Origin of the sequence: Collimonas sp. OK242 (assembly GCF_900107095.1) — a bacterium.
In the GTDB taxonomy this organism is placed as follows: domain Bacteria; phylum Pseudomonadota; class Gammaproteobacteria; order Burkholderiales; family Burkholderiaceae_D; genus Collimonas.
Genome location: NZ_FNOR01000004.1, coordinates 1 through 14,905, shown reverse-complemented (window position 1 = coordinate 14,905; position 14,905 = coordinate 1). Strand labels below are relative to the sequence as shown.

Genomic DNA, 14,905 nt, shown 5'->3' with positions numbered 1-14,905 from the left:
ATGTGCCATGAGCGGCGGCACGCCCCTGATTGACAAGTTGCTGGCGCCGGCAACGGCGCAACGCTCTGACCTGGTGCCGCTGAAAGGGCAGCTCGCCATCTATGCGCCGGATGTGATTACCGACATCGAAGCGATAGCGAACGATACCCGCCTGCCGTCGCGTGCAGCGGTTGACCGCCAGCTCGGCGTCGACCTAGGCCAGCCGGCGCAGCCAGGCACCGCCCGGCCGCCGCCCGGCGTTGCTGACGGCGCCAGCTTGAGTGCGGCTGCGCGCGTCATCAGCGAGTTGCTGGGTAGCGCGCCAGCCATGAGCGAGGCGGTACGCGGCAGCACGCCCTTGTGGCCGACAGCCGCTGCGCTGGAACCGCAACAACTGTCCGCCGCACTGGCGCGCAGCGTGGCGGACAGCGGTTTATTTTACGAATCCCATCTGTTGCAATTTTTCAGCGGCCAGCGTTCGTTGGCCCAGTTGCTGCAAGAACCGCAGGCGCACCTGAGGCTGCCGTTAGCGGCTGCCGAGGCTCCAACTACTCCCGGCGCTAGCCACGTCGCGGCAAGCATGGCTGCGGAAGCGATTCCCCTGGTGCGCCAGCAGCTTGAGCTGCTGGCGCTGTCGCAATTCCGCTGGAGCGGTGAAGCCTGGCCGAATGCCGGCATGGAATGGGAGGTCACGGAGCAAGGGCGGCGCCAGCAAGGCGGTACCGGCAATAATGGCTCGGCTGGCGAGCTGCACGCCTGGAGTACTCGCCTGAGCATGACTTTGCCGCGGCTCGGCAACATCGAGTTACGCCTGAGTCTGGCAAACGATAGCTGGCGTGCGTATCTTGGCGCTGCCGAGCTTGCCACGCTTAACGCCATGCGCGCCGACAGCGCGCATTTGCGGCAGCGATTTTCGGCTGCCGGCTTGCTCCTGAGCGGCTTGGAAATGGCGCAATTGCCGCAAGCGGCAACCGAAGACGCATCGGATGAAAAAAATGACAGCAAAAGTAATTAATTGTATTGGGGCAATGTTTTTTGCCTGCGGGACACGTTTGTCGCGTGCATGGCAAGCTGGAATGGCGCAAACGCATGGCCTTGGCAAGCCGGTGAGCCACTATGGAAACTGAAAATTCAAACCGTAAAGACGTGGTAGCGTTATCATATGCTCGCCCGGACTCGGCGCCGGTGGCTGTGGCAAAAGGCTATGGCGCGGTGGCCGACGCCATTGTGCAGCGGGCGCGCGAAAACGGCTTGTATGCACATGCTTCGCCCGATCTGGTGAAGCTGTTGATGCACGTTGATCTGGACCAGCAGATTCCGCCGCAGCTTTATCTGGCGGTAGCTGAATTGCTGGCGTGGATATATAGCTTGGAAGATGGCCAGAAGCAGCCGGAGTCCGCTTGAACCTTGCAAGATTGAAGACCGGCCGCAGATACATATTATGTATTTAATATAATTGGGTGACATTGCGGCAAAATGTGCGCATGTTGTAGGTAAAGTTGTTTCTGTCGCATTGCGCAGACATATTTGCAGATCGATAATGCTCGGTCTTCGATTGTGAAATGAGATTATCAAAGAATCATGGATATGAAAGCTGCGTCACCGATTCGGGTATTGATCGCTGATGATCATCGCATTGTCAGGCGTGGGCTGCAGCATATTCTGAATGCCAGCCCAGGTATCACCGTGATCGGCGAGGCCAGCGACTATAACGGCATTATCGATACCCTGAGAGAGCAGCAGTGCGATGTTCTGTTGCTGGATATTTCCATGCCTGGCAAAGACGGCATTGAAATCCTGCATTTGCTCAAAAAGCGTGAACCTGAGCTGCGCATCATGGTGCTAAGCAGTCACAGCCCGGAACAATTTGCCGTGCGTGCCCTGAAGGCGGGTGCGGCCTCCTATCTGACCAAAGACGGCGCTCCCGATGAACTGGTGGAAGCGGTGAAGGTGGTCGCGCGCGGTCGTAAATACATCAGCAAAAGCTTGGCCGAATCGCTGGCGAATCACGTCATTGAAGAAGACAAGCTGATGCCGCATGAACAATTGTCCAACCGGGAATTCCAGACGGTGCGGATGATCGCCTCGGGCCAGACCCGCGCCGAGATTGCAAAAAGTCTTTCCATCAGCCCCAAGACCGTGAGTGTCTATCGTTCGCGCGTACTTGAGAAAATGGGGGTGAACACCAACGCCGAGCTGACCCACTACGCCATCGAGCACGGTTTGCTCGAATAAGCCTGCGGACGTTTACCCGTCCTGGCGGCAAGATGATCACCCATCTAAGCCCTGAATAGAGGGCTGTTTCAGGCCCTTTTCCCACCATCGATAGCGCCTGCTCCTGTTTATATTGAGTCACTTAGCCTGCTGCATGAAGCCGGATTTCCTCCATTCGGTACGGCAGCAAGTGCATTTCAATTTATCAAGGATCAAGTTCATGACGCTTGCCGCTCAAACGCCGACTCAGATGCGCCGTTCTGCCGTTCAACATGAAGTAGCCGGCCACGAATTCCTGACCTTTACCTTGGGTAAGGAAGAATACGGGATCGACATTCTCAAAGTACAGGAATTGCGCGGTTACGACAATGTCACCCAAATTGCTAACGCGCCTGATTTCCTGAAAGGGGTGGTCAATCTGCGCGGGGTAATTACGCCCATCATCGACATGCGCATCAAGTTCAAGCTGGACGCTTCCAGCTATGACCAGTTTACCGTGGTCGTGATCCTGCATCTGGGGCAGCGCACGGTAGGCATGGTGGTAGACGGCGTGTCCGACGTGATTACCTTGTCAAGCCAGCAAATCAAACCGGCGCCGGAAATGGGGACGGTCCTCAACACAGATTATCTGATCGGCTTGGGTACGCTCGACGACCGCATGCTGATTTTGCTGGATATCGACAAATTGATGTCGAGCGATGAAATCGGCTTGATTGACAAGCTGGCAGCAAGCTGAGCACCTGACCGCCGCACCGGCTCAGTCGTTGAAACTGGAGGGGACATGCAGTTTGCAAATACAAGAATAGGAGTCCGGCTGGCAGTCGGGTTTACGTCCATATTATTACTGGTCGTGGCAATTACAGGGATAGGCATCTGGCGCTTGCAGCAGACCGGCGCCGCAGTCGAGAACATGGTGTCGCAATTCCTGGTACGCGAAAGACTGGCGGCGGAATGGCAGGATGCGGTAGCGGTCAACGCGGTGCGCACGATGGCGGTAGTCCGCAGCGACGACAGTAAAGTCCAGAAAGTTTTTCAGTCGGAAATGGGCGCAACGTCGGAGCGAGCCTCGGATTTGCAAACCAAGCTGCATGGGCTGTCTGACGATAAGGGGCGGCAAGCATTGGCGGAAATAGCCGCGGCCCGCGCCGCCTACACTGAAATGCGGGACACCGTATTGACCACGCGGCAGTACGGCAGCGCAGAAAGTGCGACGGCCATGATCGAGAAGGATCTGGATCCGGCGCGCAAGGAGTACACGGACAAGCTGCAGAAGTTCGTCGATGTGCAACGCCAGGCAATTGATGTCGCTGCGCTGGATATTGCCGCCAACTATCGCTCCGGCAGGATTTTGCTGGTCACGTTTGGCGTTCTGGCAATCTTGCTCGGAGCCATGTTCGCGTGGCGCTTGAGCGCTGGCATCGTCAAGCCGCTGCAGGATGCTGTCGCCGTGGCGCAGCGCGTGGCGCAAGGTGACCTTAGTTCCAGCATCGAAGTAAGGAGCCGAGATGAAACCGGGCAGCTGCTGCAAGGTATTAAAGAGATGATTTTCTCCTTGCGCGACACGGTCAGCCGGGTGCGCAACGGCACGGAAAATATCGTGACAGCCTCGCGTCAGATTGCCGCCGGCAACCTGGATTTATCCAGTCGCACCGAAGAACAGGCCGCCAGCCTGGAGCAAACCGCGGCTTCGATGGAGCAGTTGACCTCGACCGTCAGGCAAAATGCCGACAATGCGCGGCAAGCCAACCAATTAGCTGAAAATGCAGCGTCGGTCGCCTTGGGCGGCGGTCGAATGGTGTCCGAGGCGGTCGCCACCATGGCCCTGATCAAGGGCAGCTCGCACCAGATCAGCGATATCATCGGCGTCATTGATGGCATTGCTTTTCAGACAAATATATTGGCGCTGAATGCTGCCGTGGAAGCGGCGCGCGCCGGTGAGCAGGGCCGCGGTTTTGCAGTGGTGGCTGCCGAGGTGCGCAATCTGGCCCAGCGTTCAGCGGTCGCCGCCAAGGACATCAAGGTATTGATCGGGACATCGGTCGACACGGTTGACGCTGGCAGCAAGCAGGTCGACGCGGCTGGCGCGGCGATGAGCGAGATCGTCGCTTCGATCCGGCGCGTGGTCGATATCATGGCCGAGATTGCCGCCGCCAGCGAGCAGCAGAGTAGCGGCATCGAACAAGTCAACCAGGCGGTGGGGCAAATGGATCAGGCCACGCAGCAGAATGCTGCTCTGGTAGAGCAGGCGGCAGCGGCAGCGCACAGTTTGCAGGAACAGGCTGGGGAACTGCTGCAAGCAGTCAGTATCTTCCGTCTGGAAGCGGAAGCCGGGCGGATAGATTCGGACATATTGGAAAAGCAAGATTTGACGGAGCCGAAGCCATCTTTGGACTCGCCCGAGACGCATGGCGCCGGTGGCCGGCCGATACCGACACTGGCTAGTGTAAATTGATCCGCCGCCAGCTTCCACGATGCGGGATAATAGCGGGTACGTGCAAGTTACTCCGGTACTAAAACCATGGCCACCGACGTGCTTCGCGTATTGTGGCGGTAATCTCTGTCACAGTTCCCAATTGATTGTATGCCCATCGTAATGCAAAGATTCACCTCTGCCTGGCGCCGCCTGCTAGCTGCTTCAAAGACGGATAACCTGTTTTGCGGCTCGCGTTTCACGCGCCTTGTCTACGCTATCGTCGTAATTGCCATTCTTATCATTGGCTACGTCTGGCTGTACGCCGGTTATCAAATCGGTTCCGATTACGAACGTGACATTAAAACCATTCAGCTTAGCCACACCATCGTGGTGCGCGATTTTTCCCAACGCCTGCTGCGATCGATAGACGAACGCGACCGCTTGCTTAAACTGGTACGCGGCGATTACCAGATTGTCGGTGGAAAAATCGATCTGCAGCGCTATACAGCGATATTTGGCGGCTTATACACGCAGTTGACATTGGTTGACCAGAGCGGGCGTCTGCTGGCCTCAACCCGTAGTACGGCCGCTGCCGATTGGAGCGGCAATGAATTGTATGTTGCGCAGCGCGATCATCTGGACGACTCGTTGCGGTTTGCCCGTCCGCGCAGATTACCCGGCAGTGATCAATGGCTGATGCGTATGGCGCGCCGCATGTTCTCTGACAAGGGAGAATTCGTCGGCATGGTGGAGCTGGAATTCGCGGTAGATCGGCTGCCGGCGCTGTACGCGAGTCTCGACAGGATTCGTGCCGGCCAGCAGCAGGTAGTCGGCAGCGACGGCATAGCTTCCGAGACGTCGCACGTAAACGAGAAAATGATCTTGCGCCGGATTGATGAAACGATCATGGAACTGGACAATAGCGAACTCAACAGAGAGCAATTGTTCGCCGATCAGAAAGCGCCTGATGACCAGCATTCGTGGGTGTCGCGCAAACTGGAACCTTATCCACTCCTGTTGTCGGTGAAACTGCCCGATCCGGAACCGTTGCGGGGCCAGGACGATTCCAAACTGACGGGATACATCATGTACGCCTGCGTGCCGACCTTGTTGATCTTGTTGTTGATCACGCTGACCTACCGCACCATCAAGCGACAATATGAGGTGGTGCGAAAATATGATTCCTTACGGCGCCGCGCGAGCGATGCCGACAAACGGAAATCGCGTTTTCTGGCGACCGTCGTGCATGAGCTGCGCATTCCCTTAAGCGGCGTCCACGGCTATTCCGAGCTGGTGCGGGATACCAGCAACGATCCACAGAGCCGCGAGTTCGGCGACCTGATTCATCAAAGCGCGATCTATTTGCATGGCTTGTTGAATACTTTGTTTGACCTGGCGCGCATCGAAGCCGGCAGGGTAGTGATATTCCACGAGAATATCGATACGCTGAATTTTTTCGAATACATCGGTTCCATGCATAAAATCAATGCCGACAAGAAGGGCTTGAGTTTCCAGATGCGGCTGGCGCCGGACTTGCCTGGCAATTTCCTGTGCGATCGCGTCAGGCTGTCGCAAATTCTCAATAACATGCTTGATAACGCTGTCAAATTTACCGTGACCGGTGGTGTTACGGTAGAAGTGACTACGTTCATGAATAAACTTAAGATCAAGGTGTTGGATACCGGCCCTGGCATCTCCAAAGGAGAGCTGAAGCATTTATTCGAGTATTTCTATCAAGCTGAATCGGTGCGCGCCGGTCGTAGCCGCGGCTTGGGTTTGGGTTTGTCGCTGGCCAAGGAGTTTACCGATTTGATACGCGGTAGCATTCGCATCGACTCGGAAGTGGGAATCGGCACTGTGGTCAATCTGAGCATACCTCTGAATGCGCGCTAGGCGGAGCGCTAGGCGGAGCGCCAGGCCCTAGGAGGCGGTGATGCGTTCGGCGTTAATTCTTGTGGTTGAAGATCATCCTATCAACCGTCGCATGCTGCAGGCACAGCTCGCGGCTGAAGGGTGGCAAAGCGAACTGGTCGCTACCGGCGCCGAAGCCTTGCTATGGCTGACGCATACCCGGCCGCTGGCGGTAATCACCGATTACGTGCTGGAAGACATGACCGGTGTCGAACTGCTGCAGCGGGTCAGGCGCTGGGAAGCCGATACATCGGCATTGCCGCCGATCCCGATGATTCTGTACAGCGGTATGTCGCTCGAATATCTGCAACGTGAATCAAGAGGCCTGGATTGCACCGCCATCCTCACCAAGCCCATCAGCCGCGCGCAACTGCGGCAAACGCTGGCGCCGGTGGTTCCGCAGGAACCGGTGTCGACAAGCTCTAGCGCCCCCGATGACTTATTGACGGATTTTCTACAGTTTGCTTATCTGCAACTGGCCAGTCTCGAATCAAGCATTAAAAACAGGCGATGGGAGGAGACTGCGACCATCGCGCATGGCTTGCGCGGCGCAGCCGCCGTATTGCAACAGACAGAAATTTCACAATTTTCAGCTGAAATCGAGAACCAATCCCGCAATAATGCATCTGAGGTTACGGAAGAAGCTTACCGCCGTTTGCAAAATGCGCTGGACAAGCTGGCTTTGCAGCTCAAGGCAAGCCATGCAGCGTCTCTGCCGAGATCGTTGTAAAAGTTTTTCCCTCATCTTCATTCTCCCCTGGCAGCCGCGCAATGCGGCACTGACGTAGGAATAATGCCTACATCAAATCAGCCGAATATTTCATTCATATCGAGAACCTTGCCGACTTATTTCTTTTTTGAAACATCCCATAATTGCCTGGAAGCAGCGAAAAAAAGACAAGAAACTAAAAGATTGCTAACCAATTGCCGTAAACACTAACAAGTAGTTTCAGTCTGGGGACAAGCATGGACAGTAATGGATTTGTAAACGAGGTAAGCGAAGTCAATCTCTCTTATCTGCTGCTGGCGCAACGGCTGTTGCGCGAGGATAAAGCGACAGCCATGCTCCGTATGGGATTGAGCCGGGAACTGGCCGACTTGCTCGGCAATCTCTCTTTGTCGCAAGTGGTAAAGCTGGCGGCATCGAGCCTCCTGTTGTGCCGCTTCCGGTTCGACGATCACGCGATTCTTTCATCGCTGACGCATAGCGACAAAGACCATGCACTACAGCAGGCGCACGCCTCGATCCTGCTGGCAGGACAACCACTGGAAGGCGTCCGATGAAGCCATCCATTCTGATCGTCGACATTGCTTTCACTTTCGGGGCCGGCAATCGTGGCTACTAACAAAAGCGTGATCCTGGAAGCCCAGGAAATCCAATTGGCCATCGATCTGATCAAGCTCGGCGCGCGCCTGCAATTTCTGGAGGCGGAAACCTCCTTGAGCCGCGATCGCCTGATCAAGCTGTACAAGGAAATCAAAGGAATTTCACCACCCAAGGGATTGCTGCCGTTTTCCACCGACTGGTTCATGACCTGGCTGTCGAATATCCATTCGTCGATGTTCTACAACATCTATCGCTTCATGCTGGCGCATGGCGACGGCCAGCAGATTGTCGCGGTGGTCAAGAGTTACCGGCTCTATCTGGAGCAGGTTGAACGGCAGGGCGGCAAGCCGATGCTGGATTTCACCCGCGCCTGGACCCTGACCCGTTTCTTCGACAGCGGCATGCTGCAGCTGAGCACCTGCAGCCGCTGCGGCGGCCGCTTCGTAGCGCACGCCCATGACCTGCAAAACGGTTTCGTCTGTGTCTTGTGCAGGCCGCCGTCACGTGCCGGCAAGACCCGCAAGTCGAGTTCCCCGCTTATCGATCAAGAGTCGGACCAGAACCATGATCCGGCGCACGGATACCGGCCGGTGCCGCAGTGGATTGCGAGTCATGCCAAGGGCAGTGCCGCCTGAGCATGTGGTAACTCCGGGCAGAGCCGGGCGACCCGGCAGCTTCAACCGTATGAGGTTTATTTCAAGGGGAATCAAAAGTGCTAGTTTTTGTCGGCTATATCGTTGTTATAGCTTCTGTGTTTGGCGGTTATGCCATGTTGGGCGGCCATCTCGGAGTGTTGTTTCAGCCGGTTGAATTGCTGATGATCGGCGGCGCCGGGGTTGGCGCTTTTGTGGTCGGCAACGATGGCAAGGCCATCATGGCTACTCTCAAGGAATTGCCGAAGTTGCTGCGCAGTTCGAAGCACAATAAAGAATTGTACATGGAGCTCATGGCCTTGCTGTATGTACTACTGGCGAAAGCGCGCAAAGACGGCATGCTGGCGCTGGAAGCGGATATCGACGATCCCTTGAGCAGTTCCATCTTCGCACAGTATCCGCTGGTGCAGCATGATCCGCGCGTGATTGAATTCCTCACCGACTACCTGCGCCTGATTGTCAGCGGCAATATGGATGCCTTTGAAATCGAGTCGCTGATGGACCATGAAATAGAGACCTACAAGCACGAGGCTGAAGTACCTGCGCACTGCTTGGCCAAGGTTGGCGACGCCTTGCCTGCGTTTGGCATCGTGGCGGCGGTAATGGGAGTAGTGCACGCGCTCGCCTCCGCCAATTTGCCGCCATCGGAAATGGGGGAATTGATTGCGCACGCAATGGTCGGTACTTTCCTCGGGATATTGCTGGCATACGGCTTCGTGTCGCCGCTGGCGACATTGATCGAGCACCAGGTCGCGGAATCGGCGAAAGTGTACCAATGCATCAAGGTCACTTTGCTGGCGAACCTGAACGGCTATGCGCCGCAGCTGGCGGTGGAATTCGGCCGCAAGGTGCTGTATTCGACCGAGCGTCCTTCGTTCACGGAACTGGATGACCATGTGCGCCAAGTCAAGAGCCGCTAGTTGTTCCGGACTCAAGACGGAGGCCGCATGAGCAAGACTAACAAACAGCGCATCATCGTCAAACGGATAGTTGCTGGAAAGCATCAAGCGCATGGCGGTAGCTGGAAAATCGCTTACGCTGACTTCATGACGGCGATGATGGCGTTTTTCCTGGTGATGTGGCTGCTATCCATTTCCTCGCCAAAGCAAAAGGAAGGGATCGCCGAGTATTTCAAAATGCCGCTGAAAGTTGCTATCAGCGGCGGCGAGAAAAGCAGCTCCAGCAGCAGCGTAATTCCCGGTGGCGGAACTGATTTCACGCAAGTGGATGGGGACGACAAGCGCAGCAATACCGATACCGTCGATAGCGACCGATTGCGGGTCTTGAAGAAACGGCTGGAGCAGGTGATTGACGCCAATCCGGTACTCAAGCAGTTTCGGCCGCAACTGCTGATTGACATCACCAGCGAAGGGCTGCGGATTCAGATCGTCGATAGCCGCAACCGGCCGATGTTCGATCTTTCCAGCGCCAAGGTGCAGCCGTACATGAGCGTCATCCTGCGCGAGATAGGGCCGGTGCTGAATGAACTGCCAAACAAAATCACTTTGGCCGGACACACCGACGCCACGCCTTATGTGCTCGGATCAAAGTATTACAGCAACTGGGAGTTGTCGGCGGATAGAGCCAATGCGTCGCGACGCGAGTTGATTGGCGGCGGCATGACCGAGCAGAAGGTGTTGCGTGTGATGGGAGTGGCTTCGACCATGGATCTGAACAAGGCCGATCCGCTGGATCCGATCAATCGGCGTATCAGCATCGTTGTGCTGAATCGACGTGCGCAGACGCAGATAGAACAGGAAAATGCCGGCGGCAGCGATGCCGGCCTCAAGCTCGACGCGCAGAAGGACAGCGCAGGCCAGTTGCGAGAGGGTACGTCCAGGCCGTCGCCAAATGCAGCGGACCATCCTGAAAAGCCATGAACGCGGGCCTATATGACAACTAAGACAATATTGGTGGTGGACGACTCGACGGTAATGCGCAAGCTGATTGCAGCGACTTTGGCCGACAGCGTCTATCAGGTTCTGCTGGCGGCGGATGGCGCGGCAGCGCTGCAACATGCACGTGCAGCGGCGGTCGATCTGGTCCTGACCGATTGGAATATGCCGATCATGGGCGGTCATCTGCTGATTCGTGAGCTGCGTCAGCTGGAAAATTATGCCGAGACGCCGATCCTGGTGCTCACCACCGAGGCTAGCGATACGGAAAAATCCGACGCGCGCGCGGCAGGCGCCAGCGGCTGGCTGAGAAAACCGATAGAACCCGCCACCTTGCTGGAAGTGGTCGCCAGTTTGCTGGATGCAGAGTAGCGATGACGGCTTGTTATGCGTTTTACCGTTGGAGTGCAGCACGTCAAACAATCAGAAGAGCAGTAAGGAGATCACAACGATATGGATATTACCGAGTTTTACCAGACCTTCTTTGAAGAAGCGGACGAACTGCTGGCCGAGATGGAGCAGTTGCTGCTGGGGCTGGATATGGATGCGCCCGACAGCGAGCATCTGAACGCCATATTTCGCGCCGCGCATTCGATCAAGGGCGGCGCCGCCACTTTCGGATTTGTGGCGTTGACCGACACTACGCATCTTTTGGAAAATTTACTGGACCGTGCCCGTCATCAGGAAATACGACTGCGCAAGGAAATGATCGACGCTTTTTTGGAAACCAAAGACGTGCTACAAGAACAGATAAGTGCTTATCGGGCCGGTACTGAACCAGATCCTGAGATGGTCGCGCGGATTTGCGCGGTATTGCAACAATTGGCGCATGAAGAAAGCGCAGGCGCCGCTAGTCCGGCGCTTGCGGCGCCGGCGCCGATCGCCAGTGCGGCGCCGGTGGCCGGGCCATCGTCTGCCGTTGTCGCTGATAGTTCGCAACTACGGGTAAAGTTTTCCAGGATATCCGAAAGCGATCGCAAGCTGCTCAGTTCGGAACTGGAGAATCTGGGGGAAGTGGTGGCGCAGACACAAAGCGAGGACAGTCTGACCCTGTGGCTGGAAACCAGCTGCAAGGCAGACGACATCATCGCAGTGTGCTGTTTCATCATCGATATCGATCAGATCGATATCGCGCAAGAAGCCGTTGCATCGGCGGACTCTGCGGCAGCTGCGCAACCGCTAGCCGAAGCGCCATCCATTGCGGTGGCGGAACCTGTGGCGGCGAAGGTAATCGCTATCGCGACGGCGGCAGCGCCGACACAACCCAAGGCTGCGGCAATTGCAGCCAATCCGGCTGCGCCCGCAGCCGCCAAGGAGTCCAGTTCGATCCGCGTCGATGTGGAAAAGGTCGATCAGATCATCAACCTGGTCGGCGAGCTGGTGATCACCCAATCGATGCTGGCGCAGACCGCGGCGACATTGGATCCGGTGTTGCATGAACGCCTGCTGAACGGCATGGGGCAGCTGGAACGCAACGCGCGCGATCTGCAGGAATCGGTGATGTCGATCCGCATGATGCAGATGGATTATGTATTCAGCCGTTTCCCGCGCCTGGTAAGGGATCTGACCGACAAGCTTGGCAAGCAGGTGCAATTGGTGACCTTTGGTAAAGCCACGGAATTGGACAAGAGTCTGATCGAGCGCATCATCGATCCCTTGACGCATCTGGTACGTAACAGCCTGGATCACGGCATTGAAAAGCCCGAGCAGCGGATCGCTGCCGGCAAGGACCCGGCCGGCCAATTGCTGCTGTCGGCCCAGCACCAGGGCGGCAATATCGTGATTGAAGTCAGCGACGACGGCGCCGGATTGAACCGGGAAAAAATCCTGGCAAAGGCGATCCAGCAAGGCATGGCGATCAGCGAAACGATCAGCGACGACGAAGTCTGGCAATTGATTTTTGCCCCTGGTTTTTCCACCGCTGAAAAAATTACCGATGTTTCAGGGCGCGGTGTCGGCATGGACGTGGTCAAGCGCAATATCCAGGAAATGGGTGGCCATGTCGAAATTTCCTCACGTCAGGGCAACGGCACCACTACCAAGATCGTGCTGCCGTTGACGCTGGCGATTCTTGACGGCATGTCGGTAAAGGTCGGCAATGAAGTCTATATCCTGCCGCTGAACTTTGTCATCGAATCCTTGCAGCCGCGTGCCGAGGACATTCATTCCGTGAGCAATGAGGAGCAGGTCTTGCATGTGCGCGGGGAGTATCTGCCATTGACCGAGTTGCATCGCGTGTTCAACGTTGCCGATGCGCGCACCGATCCTACCCAAGGCATCGTGGTGATTTTGCACGGCGAAGGAAAACGTTTCGCTTTGCTGGTGGATCAGCTGGTCGGCCAGCACCAGGTAGTGGTGAAAAATCTGGAAACCAATTATCGCAAAGTCCCTGGCATCTCTGCCGCCACCATTCTTGGCGACGGCAGTGTTGCCCTGATTGTGGATGTCTCGGCGTTGCAGCGCGCCAACCGCGAGAAAACGCCGCTGTTGGCGGCAGCTTGAAATGTCAGATGAAAAGCGGCGCATAGCGTAAGAAATCTTGAAAGAAGAGAGAGAACGACATGGTTAACGATCACAATGAAATTCTGACGGGACAGGACGAGTCCGAGGGACAAAAATTCCTGGTGTTCACGCTTGGCAGCGAAGAATACGGGATTGATATCTTGAAAGTGCAGGAAATCCGCGATTACGAAGCGGTGACCAGGATTGCTCATGCGCCGGACTTCATCAAAGGCGTCACCAATTTGCGCGGCATCATCGTGCCTATCGTCGATTTACGGATTAAGTTCCATCTCAAGAATATCCAATATAACCATCAAACAGTTGTGATCATCTTGAATATCGCCGAGCGCGTGGTCGGCATATTGGTTGATGGCGTTTCCGATGTGCTTACTTTAGGCCGCGATGAAATCAAGCCGCCTCCGGAATTCGGCGCGGCCTTGTCGGCTGAATACCTGAGCGGCCTGGGCACGGTGGAGCAGCGCATGTTGATACTGATCGATATAGAAAAGCTCATGTGCAGTCCGGACATGGCTTTGTTTGAAACCGCGGAAGCAGCCTGAGGTAGCGACGGTATAGGCGCATGACGACAGGAATGTAGAGATGAAACTTCACGATAGTCAATGGCAAAAGCTGGAACCTTTAATGATAGGGAAACAAGGCGATCCTGGCGCCAAAGGGCGCGATAACCGCTTGTTTATCGATGCTGTGCTTTGGGTCATCAGCAATAAATCCATATGGCGTAACCTGCCTTCCGAGTTCGGTAAATGGAATACCACCTATATGCGCTTCCGGCGCTGGAATGAGTGCGATATCTGGCGTCAGCTGGAACAGGATATGTACGATGATCCGCTTCTGAAATCCATGTTCCACGAGATCGTAGCGTATGGCGATCAGCAAACCGGGCGCATCAAGCAAAGGCTGGCAAGGCGCGCGAAGAAACTGGTTTACAACTCGGCGCTCGGCAAGGTGGACGGCGCTAGAAATAAGCCAGCCGGCGCAGACGAATCGACTTCGCATTGGGTTGGCCTGGTGATGAGAGGAAGCGCGGTTTAACAGGTGATTTTTGCAGGTTTTTTGAATTTGTTTTTCTGAAATATAAATGTAAAGAGACAGCTCCTGACAATCTCGTAATTTGCCGTTCAAGAAAGTCTGACGACGTCCGTTAATACAGTAAACGGATGGCCTGTCTGGCCAATGATGGAAGCAAATATTCTGAGGATGTTATGAACAGGGAACTGTCTGCCGGATGTTCGTTGTCGATGATTGCCATGGCCGTATCGGTCGTGATCTCGGGTTGCGGCGGGGGCGGCGGCGGCAGTGCCGATAGCAACCCGTCTGCACCCGCAGTACCAAGCGCACCGCCTGTTACGGCAACTCCCGCACAGGATAGCAACAGCGGCAACGCGATAGTCCCGCCGCCACCGAGCATGCTGAACGTGCAGGACCCCAGCAATACCAGGGCTGCCCACAGCCAGGGCCTGACCGGAGCCGGGATCACGGTCGGCATAGTCGATACCGATTTCGATGTAAGCGATCCCCAGCTGGCCGGACGCATCAGCAAGACGGTCTACAGCGTCGGCGGCGCCAACGGCAATATGCACGGCACGGAAGTGGCGGAGGTCTTGGCGGGAAATACTTTAGGCGTCGCCCCCGGCGCCTTCTTGCAAGCCGCCGCCGCCGGCACTACCGGCAACGGTCTGCTGCTCAATAACCAGATGTACCAGGATCTGTTTGCCAAGGGGGTGCGGATCTTCAACCAATCCAACGGCGTCAGTTCCACCGGCGCGTCGGTCGGCCTGGCGCTGTCGCTGCATGCCTTGTACCAGCCGTATGTGGCCCAGCAGAGTTTGTTCATCTGGTCTACCGGCAATGACGGCGCCGCGCAGCCGACTCTGAATGCCAGCCTGCCGAGCTTGTTCTCCGACCTGCAAAGCGGCTGGCTGGCGGTGACGGCGGTCAATGCCGTCGGCGGCAGCAACGGCTATGCCGTCAGCGACACGGTGCCGGGCGT

At 56.3% G+C, this 14,905-nt stretch carries 16 protein-coding genes; all 16 read left to right on the top strand.

Features of this window, described 5'->3' with window-relative positions; all coding sequences use genetic code 11:
- The first annotated feature begins 7 nt into the window (after positions 1-7).
- Positions 8-994 (top strand): flagellar hook-length control protein FliK, encoded by a 987-nt coding sequence (locus BLV81_RS04700; RefSeq protein WP_092352958.1) that lies wholly within the window; start codon positions 8-10, stop codon positions 992-994.
- A 101-nt stretch (positions 995-1,095) separates the two neighbouring features.
- A complete protein-coding gene (locus tag BLV81_RS04695) occupies positions 1,096-1,383 on the top strand; it encodes an EscU/YscU/HrcU family type III secretion system export apparatus switch protein (protein WP_092352957.1) in 288 nt (95 codons plus the stop codon).
- A gap of 183 nt (positions 1,384-1,566) precedes the next feature.
- Complete coding sequence (locus BLV81_RS04690; RefSeq protein ID WP_176992762.1) at positions 1,567-2,214, top strand: response regulator; 648 nt, start codon at positions 1,567-1,569, stop codon at positions 2,212-2,214.
- Positions 2,215-2,413: 199 nt separating this feature from the next.
- The gene (locus BLV81_RS04685) at positions 2,414-2,929 is read left to right on the top strand and encodes a chemotaxis protein CheW (RefSeq protein ID WP_092353388.1); all 516 of its coding nucleotides are present in this window, start codon (positions 2,414-2,416) and stop codon (positions 2,927-2,929) included.
- 45 nt (positions 2,930-2,974) lie between these two features.
- The gene (locus tag BLV81_RS04680) at positions 2,975-4,645 is read left to right on the top strand and encodes a methyl-accepting chemotaxis protein (protein ID WP_092352953.1); all 1,671 of its coding nucleotides are present in this window, start codon (positions 2,975-2,977) and stop codon (positions 4,643-4,645) included.
- Positions 4,646-4,786: 141 nt separating this feature from the next.
- Positions 4,787-6,499 (top strand): sensor histidine kinase, encoded by a 1,713-nt coding sequence (locus BLV81_RS04675; RefSeq protein WP_176992750.1) that lies wholly within the window; start codon positions 4,787-4,789, stop codon positions 6,497-6,499.
- A gap of 40 nt (positions 6,500-6,539) precedes the next feature.
- Positions 6,540-7,247, top strand: coding sequence for an Hpt domain-containing response regulator (locus tag BLV81_RS04670; RefSeq protein ID WP_092352949.1), 708 nt, complete (start codon positions 6,540-6,542; stop codon positions 7,245-7,247).
- 236 nt (positions 7,248-7,483) lie between these two features.
- Positions 7,484-7,801: a flagellar transcriptional regulator FlhD gene (gene flhD, locus BLV81_RS04665; RefSeq protein ID WP_092352947.1), complete on the top strand. Its 318-nt coding sequence runs from the start codon at positions 7,484-7,486 to the stop codon at positions 7,799-7,801.
- A gap of 51 nt (positions 7,802-7,852) precedes the next feature.
- Positions 7,853-8,479, top strand: coding sequence for a flagellar transcriptional regulator FlhC (gene flhC, locus BLV81_RS04660; protein ID WP_092352945.1), 627 nt, complete (start codon positions 7,853-7,855; stop codon positions 8,477-8,479).
- Between the two features lie 77 nt (positions 8,480-8,556).
- Positions 8,557-9,417, top strand: a complete 861-nt coding sequence (motA, locus tag BLV81_RS04655; RefSeq protein ID WP_092352943.1) for a flagellar motor stator protein MotA — start codon at positions 8,557-8,559, stop codon at positions 9,415-9,417.
- Between the two features lie 27 nt (positions 9,418-9,444).
- Positions 9,445-10,377 carry a flagellar motor protein MotB gene (gene motB / locus BLV81_RS04650; RefSeq protein ID WP_092352941.1) on the top strand — a complete coding sequence of 311 codons (933 nt, stop codon included), beginning with the start codon at positions 9,445-9,447 and terminating at the stop codon, positions 10,375-10,377.
- A gap of 12 nt (positions 10,378-10,389) precedes the next feature.
- Positions 10,390-10,764 carry a response regulator gene (locus BLV81_RS04645; RefSeq protein WP_092352939.1) on the top strand — a complete coding sequence of 125 codons (375 nt, stop codon included), beginning with the start codon at positions 10,390-10,392 and terminating at the stop codon, positions 10,762-10,764.
- A gap of 81 nt (positions 10,765-10,845) precedes the next feature.
- The gene (gene cheA, locus BLV81_RS04640) at positions 10,846-12,894 is read left to right on the top strand and encodes a chemotaxis protein CheA (protein WP_092352937.1); all 2,049 of its coding nucleotides are present in this window, start codon (positions 10,846-10,848) and stop codon (positions 12,892-12,894) included.
- 59 nt (positions 12,895-12,953) lie between these two features.
- On the top strand, positions 12,954-13,454 hold the full coding sequence (locus BLV81_RS04635) for a chemotaxis protein CheW (RefSeq protein WP_092352935.1): 501 nt from the start codon (positions 12,954-12,956) through the stop codon (positions 13,452-13,454).
- Positions 13,455-13,494: 40 nt separating this feature from the next.
- Positions 13,495-13,947, top strand: a complete 453-nt coding sequence (locus BLV81_RS04630; protein WP_092352933.1) for a transposase — start codon at positions 13,495-13,497, stop codon at positions 13,945-13,947.
- Between the two features lie 170 nt (positions 13,948-14,117).
- Positions 14,118-14,905 (top strand): S8 family serine peptidase (locus tag BLV81_RS04625; protein ID WP_255364957.1); only part of this gene is annotated, 788 nt, incomplete at its 3' end.